This window comes from Streptomyces boninensis, assembly GCF_048572725.1.
Taxonomy (GTDB): Bacteria; Actinomycetota; Actinomycetes; order Streptomycetales; family Streptomycetaceae; genus Streptomyces; species Streptomyces boninensis.
Genome location: NZ_CP183837.1, coordinates 4,684,608 through 4,700,502 on the forward strand (window position 1 = coordinate 4,684,608; position 15,895 = coordinate 4,700,502).

14 protein-coding genes are annotated in these 15,895 nt (G+C 72.8%); 4 read left to right on the top strand and 10 right to left on the bottom strand.

Features of this window, described 5'->3' with window-relative positions:
* Nucleotides 1–85: 85 nt before the first annotated feature.
* Nucleotides 86–439: an anti-sigma factor antagonist BldG gene (gene bldG, locus ACNNMR_RS21240; protein WP_165243852.1), complete on the bottom strand. Its 354-nt coding sequence runs from the start codon at nucleotides 437–439 to the stop codon at nucleotides 86–88.
* 162 nt (nucleotides 440–601) lie between these two features.
* On the opposite strand from bldG, the gene ACNNMR_RS21245 reads away from it, so the two are divergent.
* Nucleotides 602–2,920: a DEAD/DEAH box helicase gene (locus ACNNMR_RS21245; RefSeq protein ID WP_419996239.1), complete on the top strand. Its 2,319-nt coding sequence runs from the start codon at nucleotides 602–604 to the stop codon at nucleotides 2,918–2,920.
* Here the strand turns inward: ACNNMR_RS21245 and ACNNMR_RS21250 are convergent.
* From ACNNMR_RS21250 to ssd, 7 genes are all read right to left on the bottom strand, one after another.
* Nucleotides 2,819–3,331, bottom strand: coding sequence for an Rv3654c family TadE-like protein (locus tag ACNNMR_RS21250; RefSeq protein ID WP_419996240.1), 513 nt, complete (start codon nucleotides 3,329–3,331; stop codon nucleotides 2,819–2,821). The genes ACNNMR_RS21245 and ACNNMR_RS21250 overlap by 102 nt on opposite strands.
* Entirely contained in the window at nucleotides 3,309–3,680 is a 372-nt protein-coding gene (locus ACNNMR_RS21255) for a TadE family type IV pilus minor pilin (protein WP_419996241.1), read from the bottom strand. Before ACNNMR_RS21255 ends, ACNNMR_RS21250 begins: the two co-directional genes overlap by 23 nt.
* Nucleotides 3,667–3,927, bottom strand: coding sequence for a DUF4244 domain-containing protein (locus ACNNMR_RS21260; RefSeq protein ID WP_419996242.1), 261 nt, complete (start codon nucleotides 3,925–3,927; stop codon nucleotides 3,667–3,669). The genes ACNNMR_RS21255 and ACNNMR_RS21260 overlap by 14 nt, the downstream gene beginning before the upstream one ends.
* Nucleotides 3,928–3,952: 25 nt before the next feature.
* Nucleotides 3,953–4,822 (bottom strand): type II secretion system F family protein, encoded by an 870-nt coding sequence (locus ACNNMR_RS21265; protein ID WP_420000429.1) that lies wholly within the window; start codon nucleotides 4,820–4,822, stop codon nucleotides 3,953–3,955.
* Between the two features lie 190 nt (nucleotides 4,823–5,012).
* Nucleotides 5,013–5,897, bottom strand: a complete 885-nt coding sequence (locus ACNNMR_RS21270; protein ID WP_419996243.1) for a type II secretion system F family protein — start codon at nucleotides 5,895–5,897, stop codon at nucleotides 5,013–5,015.
* 59 nt (nucleotides 5,898–5,956) lie between these two features.
* Nucleotides 5,957–7,120 carry a TadA family conjugal transfer-associated ATPase gene (locus ACNNMR_RS21275; protein ID WP_419996244.1) on the bottom strand — a complete coding sequence of 388 codons (1,164 nt, stop codon included), beginning with the start codon at nucleotides 7,118–7,120 and terminating at the stop codon, nucleotides 5,957–5,959.
* Nucleotides 7,117–8,196 (bottom strand): septum site-determining protein Ssd, encoded by a 1,080-nt coding sequence (ssd, locus tag ACNNMR_RS21280; RefSeq protein ID WP_420000430.1) that lies wholly within the window; start codon nucleotides 8,194–8,196, stop codon nucleotides 7,117–7,119. Before ssd ends, ACNNMR_RS21275 begins: the two co-directional genes overlap by 4 nt.
* Nucleotides 8,197–8,752: 556 nt before the next feature.
* Between ssd and ACNNMR_RS21285 the strand changes: the two genes are divergently transcribed.
* Entirely contained in the window at nucleotides 8,753–9,601 is an 849-nt protein-coding gene (locus ACNNMR_RS21285; protein WP_419996245.1) for an HAD family hydrolase, read from the top strand.
* Nucleotides 9,602–9,963: 362 nt separating this feature from the next.
* Here ACNNMR_RS21285 and ACNNMR_RS21290 read toward each other — a convergent pair whose 3' ends face one another.
* Nucleotides 9,964–10,779 (bottom strand): oxidoreductase, encoded by an 816-nt coding sequence (locus ACNNMR_RS21290; RefSeq protein WP_419996246.1) that lies wholly within the window; start codon nucleotides 10,777–10,779, stop codon nucleotides 9,964–9,966.
* A gap of 86 nt (nucleotides 10,780–10,865) precedes the next feature.
* Here ACNNMR_RS21290 and ACNNMR_RS21295 point away from each other — a divergent pair, with 86 nt between their 5' ends.
* Nucleotides 10,866–11,849 (top strand): ATP-binding protein, encoded by a 984-nt coding sequence (locus tag ACNNMR_RS21295; RefSeq protein WP_419996247.1) that lies wholly within the window; start codon nucleotides 10,866–10,868, stop codon nucleotides 11,847–11,849.
* On the opposite strand, the gene ACNNMR_RS21300 is transcribed toward ACNNMR_RS21295, so the two are convergent.
* The gene (locus tag ACNNMR_RS21300) at nucleotides 11,830–13,278 is read right to left on the bottom strand and encodes a hypothetical protein (protein WP_419996248.1); all 1,449 of its coding nucleotides are present in this window, start codon (nucleotides 13,276–13,278) and stop codon (nucleotides 11,830–11,832) included. The genes ACNNMR_RS21295 and ACNNMR_RS21300 overlap by 20 nt on opposite strands.
* A gap of 300 nt (nucleotides 13,279–13,578) precedes the next feature.
* Here ACNNMR_RS21300 and ACNNMR_RS21305 point away from each other — a divergent pair, with 300 nt between their 5' ends.
* A complete protein-coding gene (locus tag ACNNMR_RS21305) occupies nucleotides 13,579–15,828 on the top strand; it encodes a solute carrier family 23 protein (RefSeq protein ID WP_419996249.1) in 2,250 nt (749 codons plus the stop codon).
* Nucleotides 15,829–15,895: the final 67 nt, after the last annotated feature.

The following is a 15,895-nucleotide window of genomic DNA, read 5'->3' on the forward strand; positions in this document are numbered from 1 at the left end:
CCAGGCGGTCGGGAGCGCCGGGCCCTTGCTTTCACAGCAGGCCCGGCACGCTCCGACGCTGTCCTGTGCGGCTGTCGCCGCCTTCTCAGTCCTCGGCGGCGACGGCCTCTTCGACCGAGGTGTGAATCGGGAACACCTTGGTCAGGCCGGTAATCCGGAAGATCTTGAGAATGCGCTCCTGATTGCAGACCAGGCGGAGCGAGCCCTCGTGGGCGCGCACCCGCTTCAGCCCGCCGACGAGCACCCCGAGGCCGGTGGAGTCGAGGAAGTCGACGCCCTCCATGTCGACCACGAGGTGGTAACTGCCGTCGTTGACAAGCTCCACCAGCTGCTCGCGCAGCTTGGGAGCGGTGTACACATCAATCTCGCCGCCGACCTCGACGACCGTGCGGTCGCCTGACGGGCCGGACACATTGCGAGTCGACAGGGACAGATCCACGGGTCCTCCAGCACCTTGCAGCGGGCGGCTGCCTATCCAGGGCCCCCGCCGCTGGGACAGGGGAGTTCACCGGCATCCGCGAGGGCATTCAATCACTTACCGGCAGGCGAGCACGACGCCTTCACGCCATTGTCCGTCACTCCGGTGACAGACTCGGTGCCGATGGACAGACACAGGGACCCCCGTACGGTCCTGGAGCGGCTCGCCGCCCGGGCGGACCGCGCAAAGCGCATCACTCATACGGAGCACTTGCCCCCGCGCACCGGCAGCCATGCCGACTGGCCGGTAGGGATCCGTCCCGAGGTGGTCGGCGCGATCGAGGCGGCGGGCATCGCGGCGCCGTGGACCCACCAGGCCCGTACGGCCGAGCGGGCGCTCGCCGGCGAGTCCGTGGTGCTGTCCACGGGCACCGCCTCCGGGAAGTCCCTGGCCTATCTGGCGCCGGTGCTCAGCGCGGCGCTGGAGGGCTCCGAGGCGCCGAACGGCCGGGGGGCCACGGCCCTGTACGTATCCCCCACGAAGGCCCTCGCGGCGGACCAGCTGCGGGCGGTGAAGGAGCTGGCGGCGCCGCTGGGCAAGTCGGTGCGCGCCGCGGTCTTCGACGGCGACACGCCGGTGGAGGAGCGCGAGTGGGTCCGGCTGTACGCGAACGTCGTGCTGACCAACCCCGACATGCTGCACCGCGGCCTGCTCCCGGCCCACCCGCGCTGGTCGTCCTTCCTGCGCACGCTCCGGTACGTGGTCATCGACGAGTGCCACACCTATCGCGGGGTCTTCGGCTCGCATGTGGCGCAGGTGGTGCGGCGGCTGCGGCGGCTGTGCGCGAAGTACGGCTCCTCGCCGGTTTTCCTGCTGGCGTCGGCGACGGCTTCCGCGCCCGGGGAGGCCGCCGGGCGGCTGACCGGGGTGGAGGTCGCCGAGATCACGGAGGACTGCTCGCCGCGGGGCGAGCTGGCCTTCGCGCTGTGGGAGCCACCGCTGACGGAGCTGCACGGCGAGCGCGGCGCGCCGGTGCGGCGCACGGCGGTGGCGGAGACGGCGGATCTGCTGACGGACCTGGCCGTGGACGGGGTCAGGACGGTGGCCTTCGTACGGTCCCGGCGCGGCGCGGAGCTGATCGCGAAGATCGCGCAGGAGCGCCTGGAAGAGGTCGATCGCTCGCTTCCCGGGAGGGTGGCGGCGTACCGCGGCGGCTACCTCGCGGAGGAGCGGCGGCTGCTGGAGGGCGCCCTGCACTCCGGCGAGCTGCTCGGCCTGTCGGCGACGACGGCGCTGGAGCTGGGCGTGGACGTCTCCGGCCTGGACGCGGTGCTGATCGCGGGCTACCCGGGCACCCGGGCGTCGCTGTGGCAGCAGGCCGGGCGGGCGGGCCGGGATCAGCAGGGGGCGGTGGCGGTGCTGGTGGCCCGCGACGATCCGCTGGACACGTACCTCGTCCATCACCCGGAGGCGATCTTCCGGCGGCCGGTGGAGTCGACGGTCCTGGACCCGGACAACCCGTACGTCCTCGCTCCGCACCTGTGCGCCGCCGCGGCGGAAATACCCCTGCGGGAGGAGGACTTGCCGCTCTTCGGCCCGTCCGCCCCCGAACTGCTCCCGGCACTGGAGCGGCGCGGCATGCTGCGCCGGCGCAGCACGGGCTGGCACTGGACCCGGCGGGAGCGCGCGGCGGACCTCGCCGATATCCGCGGCGGCGGGGGCCGCCCGGTCGATGTGGTGGAGGCGGAGACGGGGCGGCTGCTGGGCACGGTGGACGCGGCCTCGGCGCACACGACCGTGCACGAGGGCGCGGTGCACCTGCACCAGGGCCGCACCTACCGCGTGCGCGAACTGGACCTGGAGGACCACGCGGCGCTCGTCGAGCGCGCGGACCCGCCGTACTCGACGACGGCCCGCGACACGACGTCCGTGGCCGTGCTGGAGACCGAGCGCGAGATGGCCTGGGGTGACACCCGGCTGCACTTCGGCTCGCTGGAAGTCACCAACCAGGTCGTCTCGTACCTGAAACGCCGCCTGATCTCCGGCGAGATCCTGGGCGAGACCAAGCTCGACCTGCCGCCGCGCACGCTGCGCACCCGGGGCGTGTGGTGGACGGTGACGGAAGATCAACTGGACGCGGCGGGCATACCGCAGGAGGAACTGGCCGGCGCCCTGCACGCCGCGGAACACGCCTCGATCGGCATGCTCCCGCTCTTCGCCACCTGCGACCGCTGGGACGTCGGCGGCGTCTCGGTGCCACACCACGGCGACACCCTCCTTCCTACGGTTTTCGTCTACGACGGCCACGCCGGCGGCGCGGGCTTCGCGGAGCGCGCCTTCGACGTGGCCGGGGACTGGCTCCGCGCCACCCGCGACGCCATCCGCGCCTGCGAATGCGACTCAGGCTGCCCGTCCTGCGTCCAGTCCCCGAAGTGCGGCAACGGCAACGACCCCTTGAGCAAGACGGGCGCCTTGCGACTGCTGGACACGCTGCTGCCGTGAGGGCAGCGGCGAGCGCGGACCGGTTGGCTGGACGTTGGCGGGCCCCGCGCGGGACCGGACCTGCGGCTCGAAGGGGCCGGCTCGTGCTGCGGCACTCACATCGGACACCTCGCCCGTCAGGGCGCATCGCACCAGCGTGGCTCCCTGGGCGGCGGCCACCCTCCTGGCCGCGGTGCACGCCGCCTCGGGGCCGCGCAGGGCGGTGTCCGCTGCTGCCAGCGCCGCCAAGTCGGCTGCCGCCCCGGCCCGATGCCGCGCCAGCACCGCCTGCCCCACCCCGAGCAGCACCAGAAACACCGCGCACAGGGCAGCACACACCACCGCCGTCCACACCGTGGCGGAGCCCCGATCCGTCCCGCCAACGCCCCTCTGCCGCAAGGCGGCACCGTCAGCCCACCGTGTCTTCCGCAAGAGCCACCGCCTCCCCTCGCAGCCGCAGCCCGAGACCCCACGGCCCCGGCGCCGCGGCCGCCACCCGTACCCGGACCAGCTCGCCCTCCCGGCTCAGCTCCACCCGCGCTCCCTGCGGCGCCGCCGCCCGCGCCGCAGCCGTCGACGCCCCGGCGGACTCCGACCGCGCGGCGGCCCGCGCACCCGCCCGCGCGGCGTCCACACATTGAATCTGCGCACAGGCCGCCACCAACCCCCACAGCAACCCCATGGCGACCAACACCAGCGCAGGAATCGCGACCGCCGCCTCCGCCGTCACGAACCCGGCGTCCGGCCGGGACTCGCCTTGCCCCACCTCAGAACGGGACATGGAGCGCCCGTTCCACGATCCCCTGCAGCGCCGAACTCACCGCCCCGGACGTCACCACCTTGTACAAGACGGCGGCGAAGCCCACCGCCGCGATCGTGCCGACGGCGTACTCGGACGTGGTCATCCCCGCGTCCCCGCCACGCACGCACGTCCGCCCGCCCACCAGCGCGGTGGCTCTCGCCACCAGCCCTCGCCATCCGCGGCCGCAGCCAGCTCCGCGGGCCCCCGCACCCCCGTTGAACGACATCTCGCATCCCCTCTCGATCCTCAACTCACGTGCTCTGCAACAACCGCGCCGTCAGCCCGATCACCACCGGCGCCACCCCGACCGCCAGGAACGCCGGCAGAAAGCACAGCCCCAACGGCCCGCTCACCAGCACCGCCGCCCGCCGGGCCCGCGCGGTGGCGGCCCGGCCCCGCTCGGCGCGGGCGTCCGCGGCCAGGCGGGAGACCGCGTCCACGACCGGTGCTCCGGTGACCCCCGCGTGCTCCAGACACGCGGCGAGCCCCTCCGCCCCGGGTATCGCCGCCAGCCGCGACCACGCCGCCCGGGGATCACCCCCGAGCCGCACCTCACCGGCGCCCTGCGCCAGCCGCTCCGCCACTGGACCGTCGAGGCTTCGTCCCACAGCAGCCGCGGCCTCCAGCGGCCCGGCCCCCGCCGCCAAACAGGCCCCAAGCAACTCCGCAGCCAACGGCAACTCCGCCACCACAACTCCGCCCGAGACCGGGCCGCCCGCGACGCCCTCCCCGACCGCCCCGGCTCCCCCGGCCCGGCCCCGACCGCCACCGGCTCCTCCCGCACCCCCGGCTCCCGCCACCAACTGCCGCCGCAGCCACCGCCGTATTCCGTACGCCACGGCGAGTCCCGCCACGCAACCGGCGACTCCACCCGCCAGGATGAGCACCGCAACCCCCGAGACATACGGGGCCCACCGCACGGGCTCCCCGAGCCACCGCCGCAGCAACCCCAGCCGCCCGCTCGCCGCCCGCAGCCCCGCGCGCCCTTCGCCCGCCGCACCAGCAGGCCCGTCCGCCGTGCCCAGCAGCACCGCCGCCCTCCGCCGCAGCCGCCGCGCCCGCCACGCAGCCGCCACCGCGTCCGCGGTGCAGTACGCCGCCGCCGCGCACGTGATCGCCATCCACAGGCTGTGGACACTGATCGCGGCGGGCATGACACCCGCGACCGAAGCTCCGGCCGCGCCGACCCCCGATCCCACACTCGCGATCACGCTCGCCATCCCGCCCCCGACCACGCCCTCTACCCCGACCATGCCCTGAACTCCCGCCATGCCCTGAACCCCGGCCATGCCCCCGACTCCAACCACGCCCTCACCCCCGCCCCACATCGCGGTCACCACCCCGCACAATCCGCCCCGTCCACGCCAGCCCCGCCCACTCCAGCGCCCCGCCCACCGCGAGGCACCCGAGCCCGTACGGCGTATGCAGCAGCACCCGCAGCGGCGCCGCGCCCATCGCGCTCCCCAGCACCAGCCCGAAGACCGGCAGCAGCGCCAGCAGCACCGCCGTAGACCTCGGTCCGGCTAACTGCGCGCGCAACTCATCCCGTTGCCGCCGCTCGGCCCGCAGCGCCCCCGCCACCCGCTCGAGCCCGTCGGCCAGTCCGGCACCACCGTCGGTCGCGACCTGCCAGCACGCCGCTACGCCACGCAGCCCGCCCGCACCCGGCACCGCAGCCGCCCGCCGCAACGCCGCCGGCACATCACCCCCGAAACGCGCCGCCGCCAGCACCTCGGTCCGAAGCCCACCCCCGGCCACATCTCCACGCACCGCCGCCACCAACGCCGCCCCCGGCTGCCGCCCGGCCCGCAGCCCGCCCACCACCGCCCCACACAGGTCGATCACCGCCGCCGCCCGCCGGTCCTCCTCGGCCGCACTGCGGCGCGCACGGATCCGGCGTCCTACGAGCCAAGCCGCCGGCCCCGCCGCGATCACCGGCAGCAAGGAATCGGCGGCCAGCCCCAGCAGCACTCCACCCGGCAGGCACCACAGCTCCGGCCGCCGCCGCAGCGCACCCGCCCAACGCAGCACCCATGCGACAGGCGTCCCCGCACCCGCCGCCCGGGCATCGCCGAACATCTCCCGGCACCTGCGCACCGCCGGCCCCTCCCGCCAGCCGAGCCAGCCGAACCAGCTCGCCGCCAGCGCGCACGCCACCACCCCGGCGACTGGCCAGGACGGCAGCCGAGCCACCACAGCGCCAACGGCAGGCCACGACGGCGCCCCGGCCGCCAACGCTCCCGACATCTGCCCCCTCACGACCCCACCCCGCCATCCCGCGCACACAGCGCCCCCAGCCGCTCCCACCCGGCCGCCGCCTCCCAGCCCCCGCGCCCCCACACCGCCGCCGGCTCCGTCGTCACCAGCCCCGACGCCGTCCGGTCGAGCACCCGCACCTCCGCGATCCGCCGCCGGCCGGCCCGGTCCCGTACGAGATGCAGCACCACGGACAGCGCCGCCGCCAACTGGCTGTGCAGCGCCGCCCGGCCGAGCCCTGCCACCGCGCCCAGAGCCTCCAGCCGGGCCGGGACGTCCGCCGCGGCATTGGCGTGGACCGTGCCGCAGCCGCCTTCATGGCCTGTGTTGAGGGCGGCCAGCAGGTCCAGCACCTCGGGGCCGCGGACCTCTCCCACCACCAGGCGGTCTGGGCGCATTCGCAGGGCCTGTCTGACCAGGTCCTGGAGGGTGACCAGGCCGATGCCCTCCTGGTTCGCGGGGCGCGTCTCAAGGCCGACGACATGCGGGTGGGCGGGGCGGAGCTCTGCGGATTCCTCGGCCAGCACGATGCGTTCGTCCGCGGGGACGAGGCTCAGGAGGGCGCTGAGCAGCGTGGTCTTGCCGGTGCCCGTGCCGCCGCTGATCAGGAAGGAGAGCCGGGCGGCCACCAGGCGCCGCAGCAGCGTCTCGCCGCCGGGCGGCACCGTGCCCGCCGCGGCCAGCTCCGCGAGGCTGAAGGCGCGCGGGCGCACCACCCGCAGCGACAGGCAGGCCGAGCGGACCGCGACCGGGGGCAGCACGGCGTGCAGCCGCGTGCCGTCGGGGAGCCGCGCGTCCACCCAGGGGCGGGCGTCGTCCAGGCGGCGCCCCGCCACTGCCGCGAGCCGCTGCGCCAGGCGGCGGATCGCGGCCGCGTCCGGGAAGCGGATGTCGGTGCGTTCTACGCCCCGGCCCCTGTCCACCCAGACCTCGTCGGGGCCCGTCACCAGGACATCCGTGACCTCCGGCTCCGCCAGCAGCGGCTCCAGCGGGCCCGTGCCGACCATCTCCGAGCGCAATGAGCCCACCACGCCCAGCACTTCGGCGTCCCCGAGCAGCCGCCCCTCCTCGCGCAGCGCCGCCGCCACCCGCGCCGGGGTCGGCTCCGCGCCGCTCTCGGCCAGCCGCAGCCGCACCGCCTCCAGCAGCTCCGGGCCCTTCATGCGGCCACACCTCCGCCGCCTGCGGGCGCGGGCGGCAGTGCCCGGGCCCAGAAGGCGTCGCAGAAGCGCGCCAGCGGCCCCGCGGCCCTGCTGCCCGGCGGCACGCCGGCGTCCTGCTCCTGCAACAGACCGGGCTCCGCCAGGAGTTCGCCGGTGAGCGGCAACCCCAGCAGGCCGGCGATCTCCTCGTCCGCAAGGCCCGACACCCCGGGGCCGCGCACCACCACCCGCAGATCGCCCAGCACCATCCCCACCGCTCCGGCCACCCGCCGCGCGGCGGCAACCGCCCGCAGCTGGGCCGGGACCACCAGCAGCCCCACATCCACCTGCGCGAGGGCCTCCACCACCGTCTCGTCCACTCGCCGCGGCAGGTCGACGACCACCACCCCGCCCCGGCGCCGCGCCGCGGCCAGCACCGACCGCATCGCCTCGGGCCGCACCGCCACCGCGTCGCCCCGGTCCCAGCTCAGCACCCGCAGCTCATGGAGCTCCGGCAGCGCCTCCTCCAGGGCGCCGCCGCCGATCCGCCCCCGCGACTCGGCGAACGCCGGCCAGCGCAGCCCGCCGGCCCGCTCCCCGCCCAGCAGCACATCGATGCCGCCGCCGAGCGGATCGCCGTCAACCAGCATGGTCCGCCGCCCCGTTCGCGCCGCGGTCACCGCCAGGGCGCAGGCCAGGGTGGACGCCCCGGCGCCGCCGCAGCCACCGATCACCCCCACCGTCAGCGCCTGTGCGCCCGCACCCTCCACCGCGTCGGCGATCCGGTCCACCAGCCAGGACTCCGCGTCGGGCAGGAACAGCACATGCTCCGCACCGAGCGTCAGCGCCCGCTGCCACACCGCCGCGTCATCCAGATCCCCGCCGATGAGCAGCACGCCGCCGCGCCGCGGCGCCTCCAGCAGCCGCCCCGCGCAGTCGTCGCCGACCAGCACCAGCGGCGCCGCCGTCCAGTCGCCGGGCACCGCTCGCTGCGCGACCTCCGCGCGGGTGCCGGCCGCGGCGCACAGCCGCAGCAGGTCGTCCAGCAGCCCCTCGTCCTCGGTGACGATCAGCGGCAGCCGCTCGCCGGGCCCCACCGACGCCGCGCCCCCGCCTCCGTCCGCGGTCCCGGCGGCCGTACTCGATCCGCTCACAGTGATCCCTCCCCGTTCGCACGCCACTCCCGTGCCGTCCGGCACCGGCGTTCGGTGTGCCGCGGTGTGACGCGGCGGGAATCACGCTCCAGGGATCCTGGAAATTCTGCGGATCTTGGCCCAAATCTGTGGAGAACTTGTCAGTTGTGAAAAACTCCGCCACCCACACGAGTGAGTTCCGGCTTCCGGCGCAACGATTACGGACGGTGACACGTCTGACTCATCGAGGAAGGCGCCGACGGTCGCGAGAAGCCCGCGCAAGGGGCGATACGGCGCACGTGGGGTCCGATGCGCAGTGCTACAACGAAACGAATGCATCCGGACATGCGACGACCCCCGCCGGGGGGGAGAGCGGGGGTCGTCCCCACGGCCGACTCGGGGGGGGAGGAGCCGGACCGGGTTAGCACGGTCGCGAACGATCCGTGACTTCCATGGTGTACCCGAGAGCCTTCTCAGGCAAACCCACGCGCCACAGCGTACGCCAATTGGTGGGCGCCCTATGCTCGCACTCGTGGAAAACCACTCCTTCCCAGTTGCGGGGCCTCGGACAGCCGCCTTCTTCGACCTGGACAAGACGGTCATTGCGAAGTCGTCCACGCTGACCTTCAGCAAGTCGTTCTACCGCGGCGGGCTGATCAACCGGCGGGCCGTACTGCGCACCGCCTACTCCCAGTTCGTCTACCTCATCGGCGGCGCCGACCACGAACAGACGGAGCGCATGCGCGAGTACCTCTCCGCGCTGTGCCGCGGCTGGGACGTCGCCCAGGTCAAGGAGCTCGTCGCCGAGACCCTGCACGAGCTGATCGACCCGATCATCTACGACGAGGCCGCCTCCCTCATCGAGGAGCACCACCTCGCGGGCCGCGACGTCGTCATCGTGTCCACCTCGGGCGCGGAAGTCGTAGAACCCATCGCCGAGTTGCTGGGCGCGGACCGCTGCATCGCCACCCGCATGGTGATCGAGGACGGCCGCTACACGGGCGATATCGACTATTACGCCTACGGCCCCGCCAAGGCCGACGCGGTCCGCGAGCTCGCCAAGGCCGAGGGCTATGACCTGGCCAGGTCCTACGCCTACAGCGACTCGATCACCGACGTCCCCATGCTGGAGGCAGTCGGCCACCCGCACGCGGTCAACCCGGACAAGGGCCTGCGCCGCGAGGCCGCCGCCCGCGACTGGCCGGTGCTGCCCTTCTCCCGCCCGGTCCGGCTCAAGCAGCGGGTGCCGCAGTTCGCGCTGACGATGCCGCCGCGCCCGGTGCTCGTGGCGGCCGCCGCGGGAGTCGCCGCCGCCACCGCCGCGGGCGTTGTCTGGTACGCGCAGCGGAGGCGAGTGCGCACCGTCTGACCTGCACAGACCCAGCCGCCCCAGACGTTCCGCCACCCCGCCCGTTTCATACGTATTTGCACGTGAAAGTAAAGATCTGCGCTCCGGGGTTCCGCTTCCCACCGGACAGGAGTACAAAGGATTTACGGCCCGCGAGACCGGAGGGCATCCGCAAGGATCTCCCGTCAGACGGCCACACGGACCGACACATGAAAATCGGGAACCCACGCGACGCTGATCCCTCGATTAGGGACCTGCCGCACCAGGTCAGGACGAAGTTCCCACCTGATGGGCGTAATAGATGGCACGCTTGGTACCCCGATGGACATGACAGCGGCGGTGCCTCCGGGTACCGCCGCAACCCTTTCCAAGAGGGTCCAGGCTTACGCGGCCCCGCGCTGCAGCGCCTCGCACACCGCCATCGACTCCCGCGCCCCCAGCTCCACGGCCCGCCCGCAGTGCACGATCCACGCGGCGACCCCCTCGGGCGTCCCGGTCGCATACCCCGCCAGCGCCTCCCCGTAGGCCCGCGCCCCGAGCTCACCGTGCCCGGCCTCACCAGGGCACACCGCCTTCGGATCCACCCCGCCGCCCAGCAGCACGATCCGCTCCGCCGCCCGCGCCACCAGGCCGTTGTACGAGCCGAACGGCCGCAGCGCCAGCAGCTCGCCGTGCACCACGGCGGCTGTCACCAGCGCCGGCGCACTGCTCTCCGCGAGTACGAGCCCGGCGAGCGCGTCCAGCCGCCCCGCCATCTCGTCCGCGTCGGGCAGCGGCAGCGCGATCCCTGGCTCGTCGACCGGCTCCCCGGCCAGCCGCGGCCGCCCGACCCGCTCGTCGTTCTCCCCGGCCGCGACCACGTGCAGCCGCGCCAGCACCCGCAGCGGCGACTGCCGCCAGACGCTGAGCAGCTGCCCGGCCTCCGCGTTCACCCGCAGCGCGGCGCCGACCGTACGGGGCTCGCCCGCGCCGCCGAAGTCGCTGCGCCGGCGCAGCTCCTCCAGCGCCCAGTCCGCCCCGGCCAGCGCCGCGGAGCCGCGGGCGCCGCGCAGCGCGGCCTCGGCGGAGACCGCCTCGCTGCGCCGCCGCATGACCCGGTGCCCGTAGACCCGGTCCACCGCCTTGCGCATGGCGGCGACCGCGTCGGGGACACCGTCGAGCTCGGCAAGGGCGACCAGAGGGTCGGTGCTGTTACTCATGCGTACGAGCCTACGCAACCCGAAAGCGGTCAAGTTATCCACAGGGTGGGGCACGCACCGCTACCGCTCGACTACCCTTCGTGAACATGAAGATCGCTTTCGTAGGGAAGGGCGGCAGCGGGAAGACCACGCTGTCCTCCCTGTTCATCCGCCATCTCGCCGCCACCGGACGCCCCGTCCTGGCCATCGACGCCGACATCAACCAGCACCTCGGCGCCGCCCTCGGCCTCGACGAGGACGTGGCCGCCGAGCTGCCCGCCATGGGCGCCAGGCTGCCGATGATCAAGGACTATCTGCGGGGGACGAACCCGCGGATCCCGTCCGCGGAGGAGATGATCAAGACAACGCCGCCCGGCGCCGGCTCCCGGCTGGTGCGGATCGCGGAGGACAATCGCGTCTATGACTCCTGTGCCCGCAGCGTAGACCTCGGGTCCGACACCTCGGCGCGGCTGATGGTGACGGGCCCGTTCACGGAGGCGGATCTGGGCGTCGCGTGCTATCACTCCAAGACCGGCGCGGTGGAGCTGCTGCTGAACCACCTCGTGGACGGCCGCGACGAGTACGCGGTGGTCGACATGACGGCCGGCAGCGACTCCTTCGCCTCCGGGATGTTCACCCGCTTCGACGTGACCTTCCTGGTCGCCGAGCCCACCCGCAAGGGCATCGCGGTCTACCGGCAGTACAAGAACTACGCCCGTGACTACGACATCAAGCTGCACGTGATCGGCAATAAGGTGCAGGGCCCCGACGACCTCGGCTTCCTGCGCGCCGCGGTCGGCGACGACCTGCTGACCACCGTCGGCCACTCCGACTGGGTGCGCGCCCTGGAGAAGGGCGCCCCGCCGCCCTTTGCGTCGCTGGAGCCGGCCAACCGCGCGGCCCTGGAGGCGATGCGGCAGGTCCTCGACGCCGCGTACGACCACCGCGACTGGGAGCGCTACACGCGCCAGATGGTGCACTTCCACCGCAAGAACGCGGAGAGTTGGGGCAATGCGAAGACCGGGGCCGACCTGGTCTCCCAGATCGACCCCGGCTTCACGTTGCAAGAAGTCAGCGCGCAGCCTGCTTGAGCGCCTGGTCGTGCGTCCAGGCGGAGGAGTGTGCCGCGGCCGTCATGGCCACCGGCGCCTTCGCCTGTACGTCGGAGCGCGGGAGTTCGGCGTCCCGTGCGTCGCCGTTCTTGCCCACCTCCTGGTCGGCGTGCTCGTGCCGGCGGTTGGCCTTGTCCGCAGGCCGGCCCGGCTTGGCGTCCGTCTTCGAGGACTTCGAGGACCTGGGCTCCTTGAGCGGCGACGTCAGATACGTGTTCCAGCTGGTCGCCGGCTTCTCGCCCACGTCGAGCTTGCGCAGCTTCTTCAGGGTCTTCGGGTCCTGGGCGTCCAGCCAGTCCACGAGCTGCCGGAAGGACACGCAGCGGACCTGCTTCTGCGGGCAGATCTCCTTGATGGAGTCCTCGACGGCCCGCATGTAGGCGCCGCCGTTCCACTGCTCGAAGTGGTTGCCGATGATGAGCGGCGCCCGGTTGCCGTCGTACGCGCGCCGGAAGCCGGCCAGCAGGCTTTCCCGCATCTGGTCCTCGAAGACCTCGTGCTGGTCGCCCGGGGAGTTCGAGGTGCCCGACTGGTTGGCCATGTAGTTGTAGTCCATGCTGAGCACTTCGAAGGCGCGCCCGGGGAACGGCAGGTTCTGCAGCGACAGATCCCAGATGCCGTGCCGCTTGCGCGGCCAGACCTGGCTGTTGACGCCGGACGAGTCGTAGCGGAAGCCGAGCTGCTTGGCCGCCTTCATGGCGTTCTTCTGGCCCTCGAGGCAGGGGGTGCGGCCGCCGATGAGTTCGCGCTCGTAGTCGAAGGGCAGCGGGTCGGACTTCTTGTCGCCGGTGTTCGTCTTCCACTCCTTGACGAACTGCTTGGCCTGCGCCGTCTCGCTGAGCCACTCCTTCTTGGTCCAGCTGCCGACGCCGGTCGGGCCGCAGAAGTGGCCGTTGTAGTGGGTGCCGATCTCGTTGCCGTCCAGCCAGGCGCCGCGCACCTGGTCGAGGGTATCCTTCACGTGCTGGTCATTCATGAACTCGATGTCCGAGGAGCCGCGCGGATGCCCCGGCGGGGCGTACTTGCTGCGCTTGCCCTCGGGCAGCACGTACAGGCCGCTGAGGAAGTACGTCATGGAGGCGTCGTACTCCTTGCCCAGCTTCCTGAAGTGGGAGAAGAGTCCATTGCCGTCCTCGCCGGCGCCGTCCCAGGAGTAGACGACGAACTGCGGTGGCCGCTGCCCCGGCTTGAGCTTGGTGACCTTGGGCTGGTGCGGCTGCACGCCCGTGTAGGCGGTCGAGCCGTCGCCGATGAGCTTCATCGGCCGGTTCTTGCCCGCGGCGCCCGCCTTGGCGTCGCCGTCCGGGTGCTTCACGTCAGGGGCGGTGCCCGCCGAGCAGCCGACCGCGGTGGCCCCGAATGCCGCCACTACGCACATACCGACTGCCGCCCGCCATGTGTTCATCAAGGTCCACCCTCTTTCCGGCGTCGTCTTCGACGGCGCGCTTTACGTTCGACTCAAATGGCCCAAAGGAGCGCGAGGAGTCCGGCTTCGCACACGAAAGAGGGATAACCAGAAATTCTGATAAACGAGCTCCAATCACTCGATGGAGGGTTGAGTTGCGCCGGGCAGCGGAGCCCGCATTCCCAAAACTTTGCCAAGCATTACGATTCATTTACCGTGTCTTGAGGGTCATCGGACCGTCACTCACAGTGATGACACGACGCCGCCTCACCCAGCCCAGGGCCGAACTGAGGAGACGCCACCTTGTCTGCAGGACGCCGTTTCGCCGCCTTTGCCCCACGTCGTATCGCCGCCGCCGATCTCTCCGCGTCGGTCACCGTCTTTCTCATCGCCCTGCCGCTGTCGCTCGGCATCGCCCTGGCCACCGGCGCCCCGCTCCAGGCGGGCCTCGTCGCGGCCGCCGTCGGCGGGATCGTCGGCGGCTTATTGGGTGGCTCTCCGCTTCAGGTAAGCGGTCCGGCCGCGGGCCTGACCGTGGTCGTCGCCGACATCATTCAGGTCTACGGATGGCGTACGACCTGCGCCATCACCGCCGCCGCCGGGCTCGCCCAGCTCGCACTCGCCTCGCTGAAGGTCGCCCGCAACGCGCTCGCCGTCAGCCCCTCGATCGTGCACGGCATGCTGGCCGGCATCGGCGTCACCATCGCCGTCGCCCAGCTGCACATCGTGCTCGGCGGCAGCCCTCAGTCCTCTGCCGTCGACAATGTCCTCGCCCTGCCCGAGCAGCTCGCGAACCTGCACCCGGCGGCGCTCTCGGTCAGCGGCATCGTCGTGCTGGTGCTGCTGCTCTGGCCGCGGCTGCACGGGCGGGCGGCGGTGCTGAAGAAGGCGCCCGCCGCGCTGGTGGCGATCGTCCTCGCGTCCCTTGCCGCCTGGGTCATGCAACTGCCACTGGCCAAGGTGGACATCCCCTCCTGGCGCAGCCACGCGCTGCCCGAGGTGCCGCACGGCCCGGTGCTCGGCCTGCTCACCGCCGTACTGACCATCACCCTGGTGGCGAGCGTCGAGTCGCTGCTGTCCGCGGTCGCGGTGGACAAGCTGTCCGCCACCAGGCCCGACGGGCACCGGCTGCCGCGCGCGAACCTCGACAAGGAGCTGCGCGGGCAGGGCACGTCGAACCTGGTCTCCGGCCTGCTCGGCGGGCTGCCGGTGACCGGCGTCGCGGTGCGCAGCGGCGCGAATGTCGCGGCGGGGGCGGTCTCCCGTAACTCGGCGGTCCTGCACGGGGTCTGGATGCTGGCGGCCGCCGCGCTGCTCGGCGGGGCGCTGGAGCTGATCCCGCTGGCCGCACTGGCGGCGCTGGTGATGGTGATCGGCGTGCAGCTGGTGAAGATCGCGCACATCCGGTCGGTGCTGCGGCACCGGGAGGGCCTGGTGTACGTGGTGACGCTGGCCGGGGTGGTGCTGTTCGGGGTGCTGGAAGGGGTTGGGTTCGGCATCGCGGTGGCGATCGGGGTCGCGCTGCACCGGCTGGCCCGGACCCGGATCACGCAGGAGGAGGAGCCGGACGGGACCTACCGGGTGAAGGTGCGCGGGCAGCTCACCTTCCTCGCGGTGCCGCGGCTGAGCCGGGCGCTCGCGCAGGTGCCGCAGGGGTCCGACGCCGTGGTGGAGCTGGACGGCTCGTTCATGGACCACGCGGCGTACGAGACGCTGAAGGAGTGGCGGGCCGCGCACGGCAGGCACGGCGGCAGCGCCCGGCTGACCTCGTCGCTGGGCCGCCGGATCGCGGAGCCGGACATCGCGCACCACTGCCGCCCGTGGACGCCGTGGCACAACCACGCGTGCGTCAACGGGATCGAGCCGACGGCCGTCACCCCTGTGGCCACGCAGCAGCTGCTCAGCGGCGTCAGCAATTTCCAGCGCGCCACCGCCCCGCTGGTACGGGACGAGCTGGCCCGGCTCGCCAGGGAGGGGCAGCGGCCCACCCAGCTCTTCCTGACCTGCTCGGACTCGCGGCTGGTCACCAGCATGATCACGTCCAGCGGTCCCGGCGATCTCTTCACCGTCCGCAATGTCGGCAATCTCGTGCCCATCCCGGGCGGGGAGGTCACGGACGACTCGGTGGCGGCGGCGATCGAGTACGCGGTGGAGGTGCTGCGAGTTGAGTCGATCACCGTATGCGGGCACTCGGGCTGTGGGGCGATGCAGGCGCTGCTCGACTCCGAGCCGGCCGCGCTGGCGGGCCCCGCCGCAACCCCGCTGCAACGGTGGCTGCGGCACGGTGCTCCGAGCCTGGAGCTCGTACGGCGGACCGGGCCGAAGATCGCCGGGCGGACGCACGCGGACGACGCCGAGCTGCTGAGCCTCGCCAACGTGGCGCAGCAGCTGAACCACCTGCTGGCGCACGAGTGCGTGGCGCGGCGGGTGAACGAGGGCTCGCTGAGCCTGCACGGGATGTACTTCCATGTGGGGGAGGCCCAGGCGTATGTGCTGAGCGGTCACGGCGGTGACTTCACGGCCGTGGGGCCCGGCGCGCCCGCACAGGTCTAAACCACTTTTTCCACAGGCCCTTGTCACAGGTCGCGGGGACTGATGAGCTAGCCCCTGGGACACATCG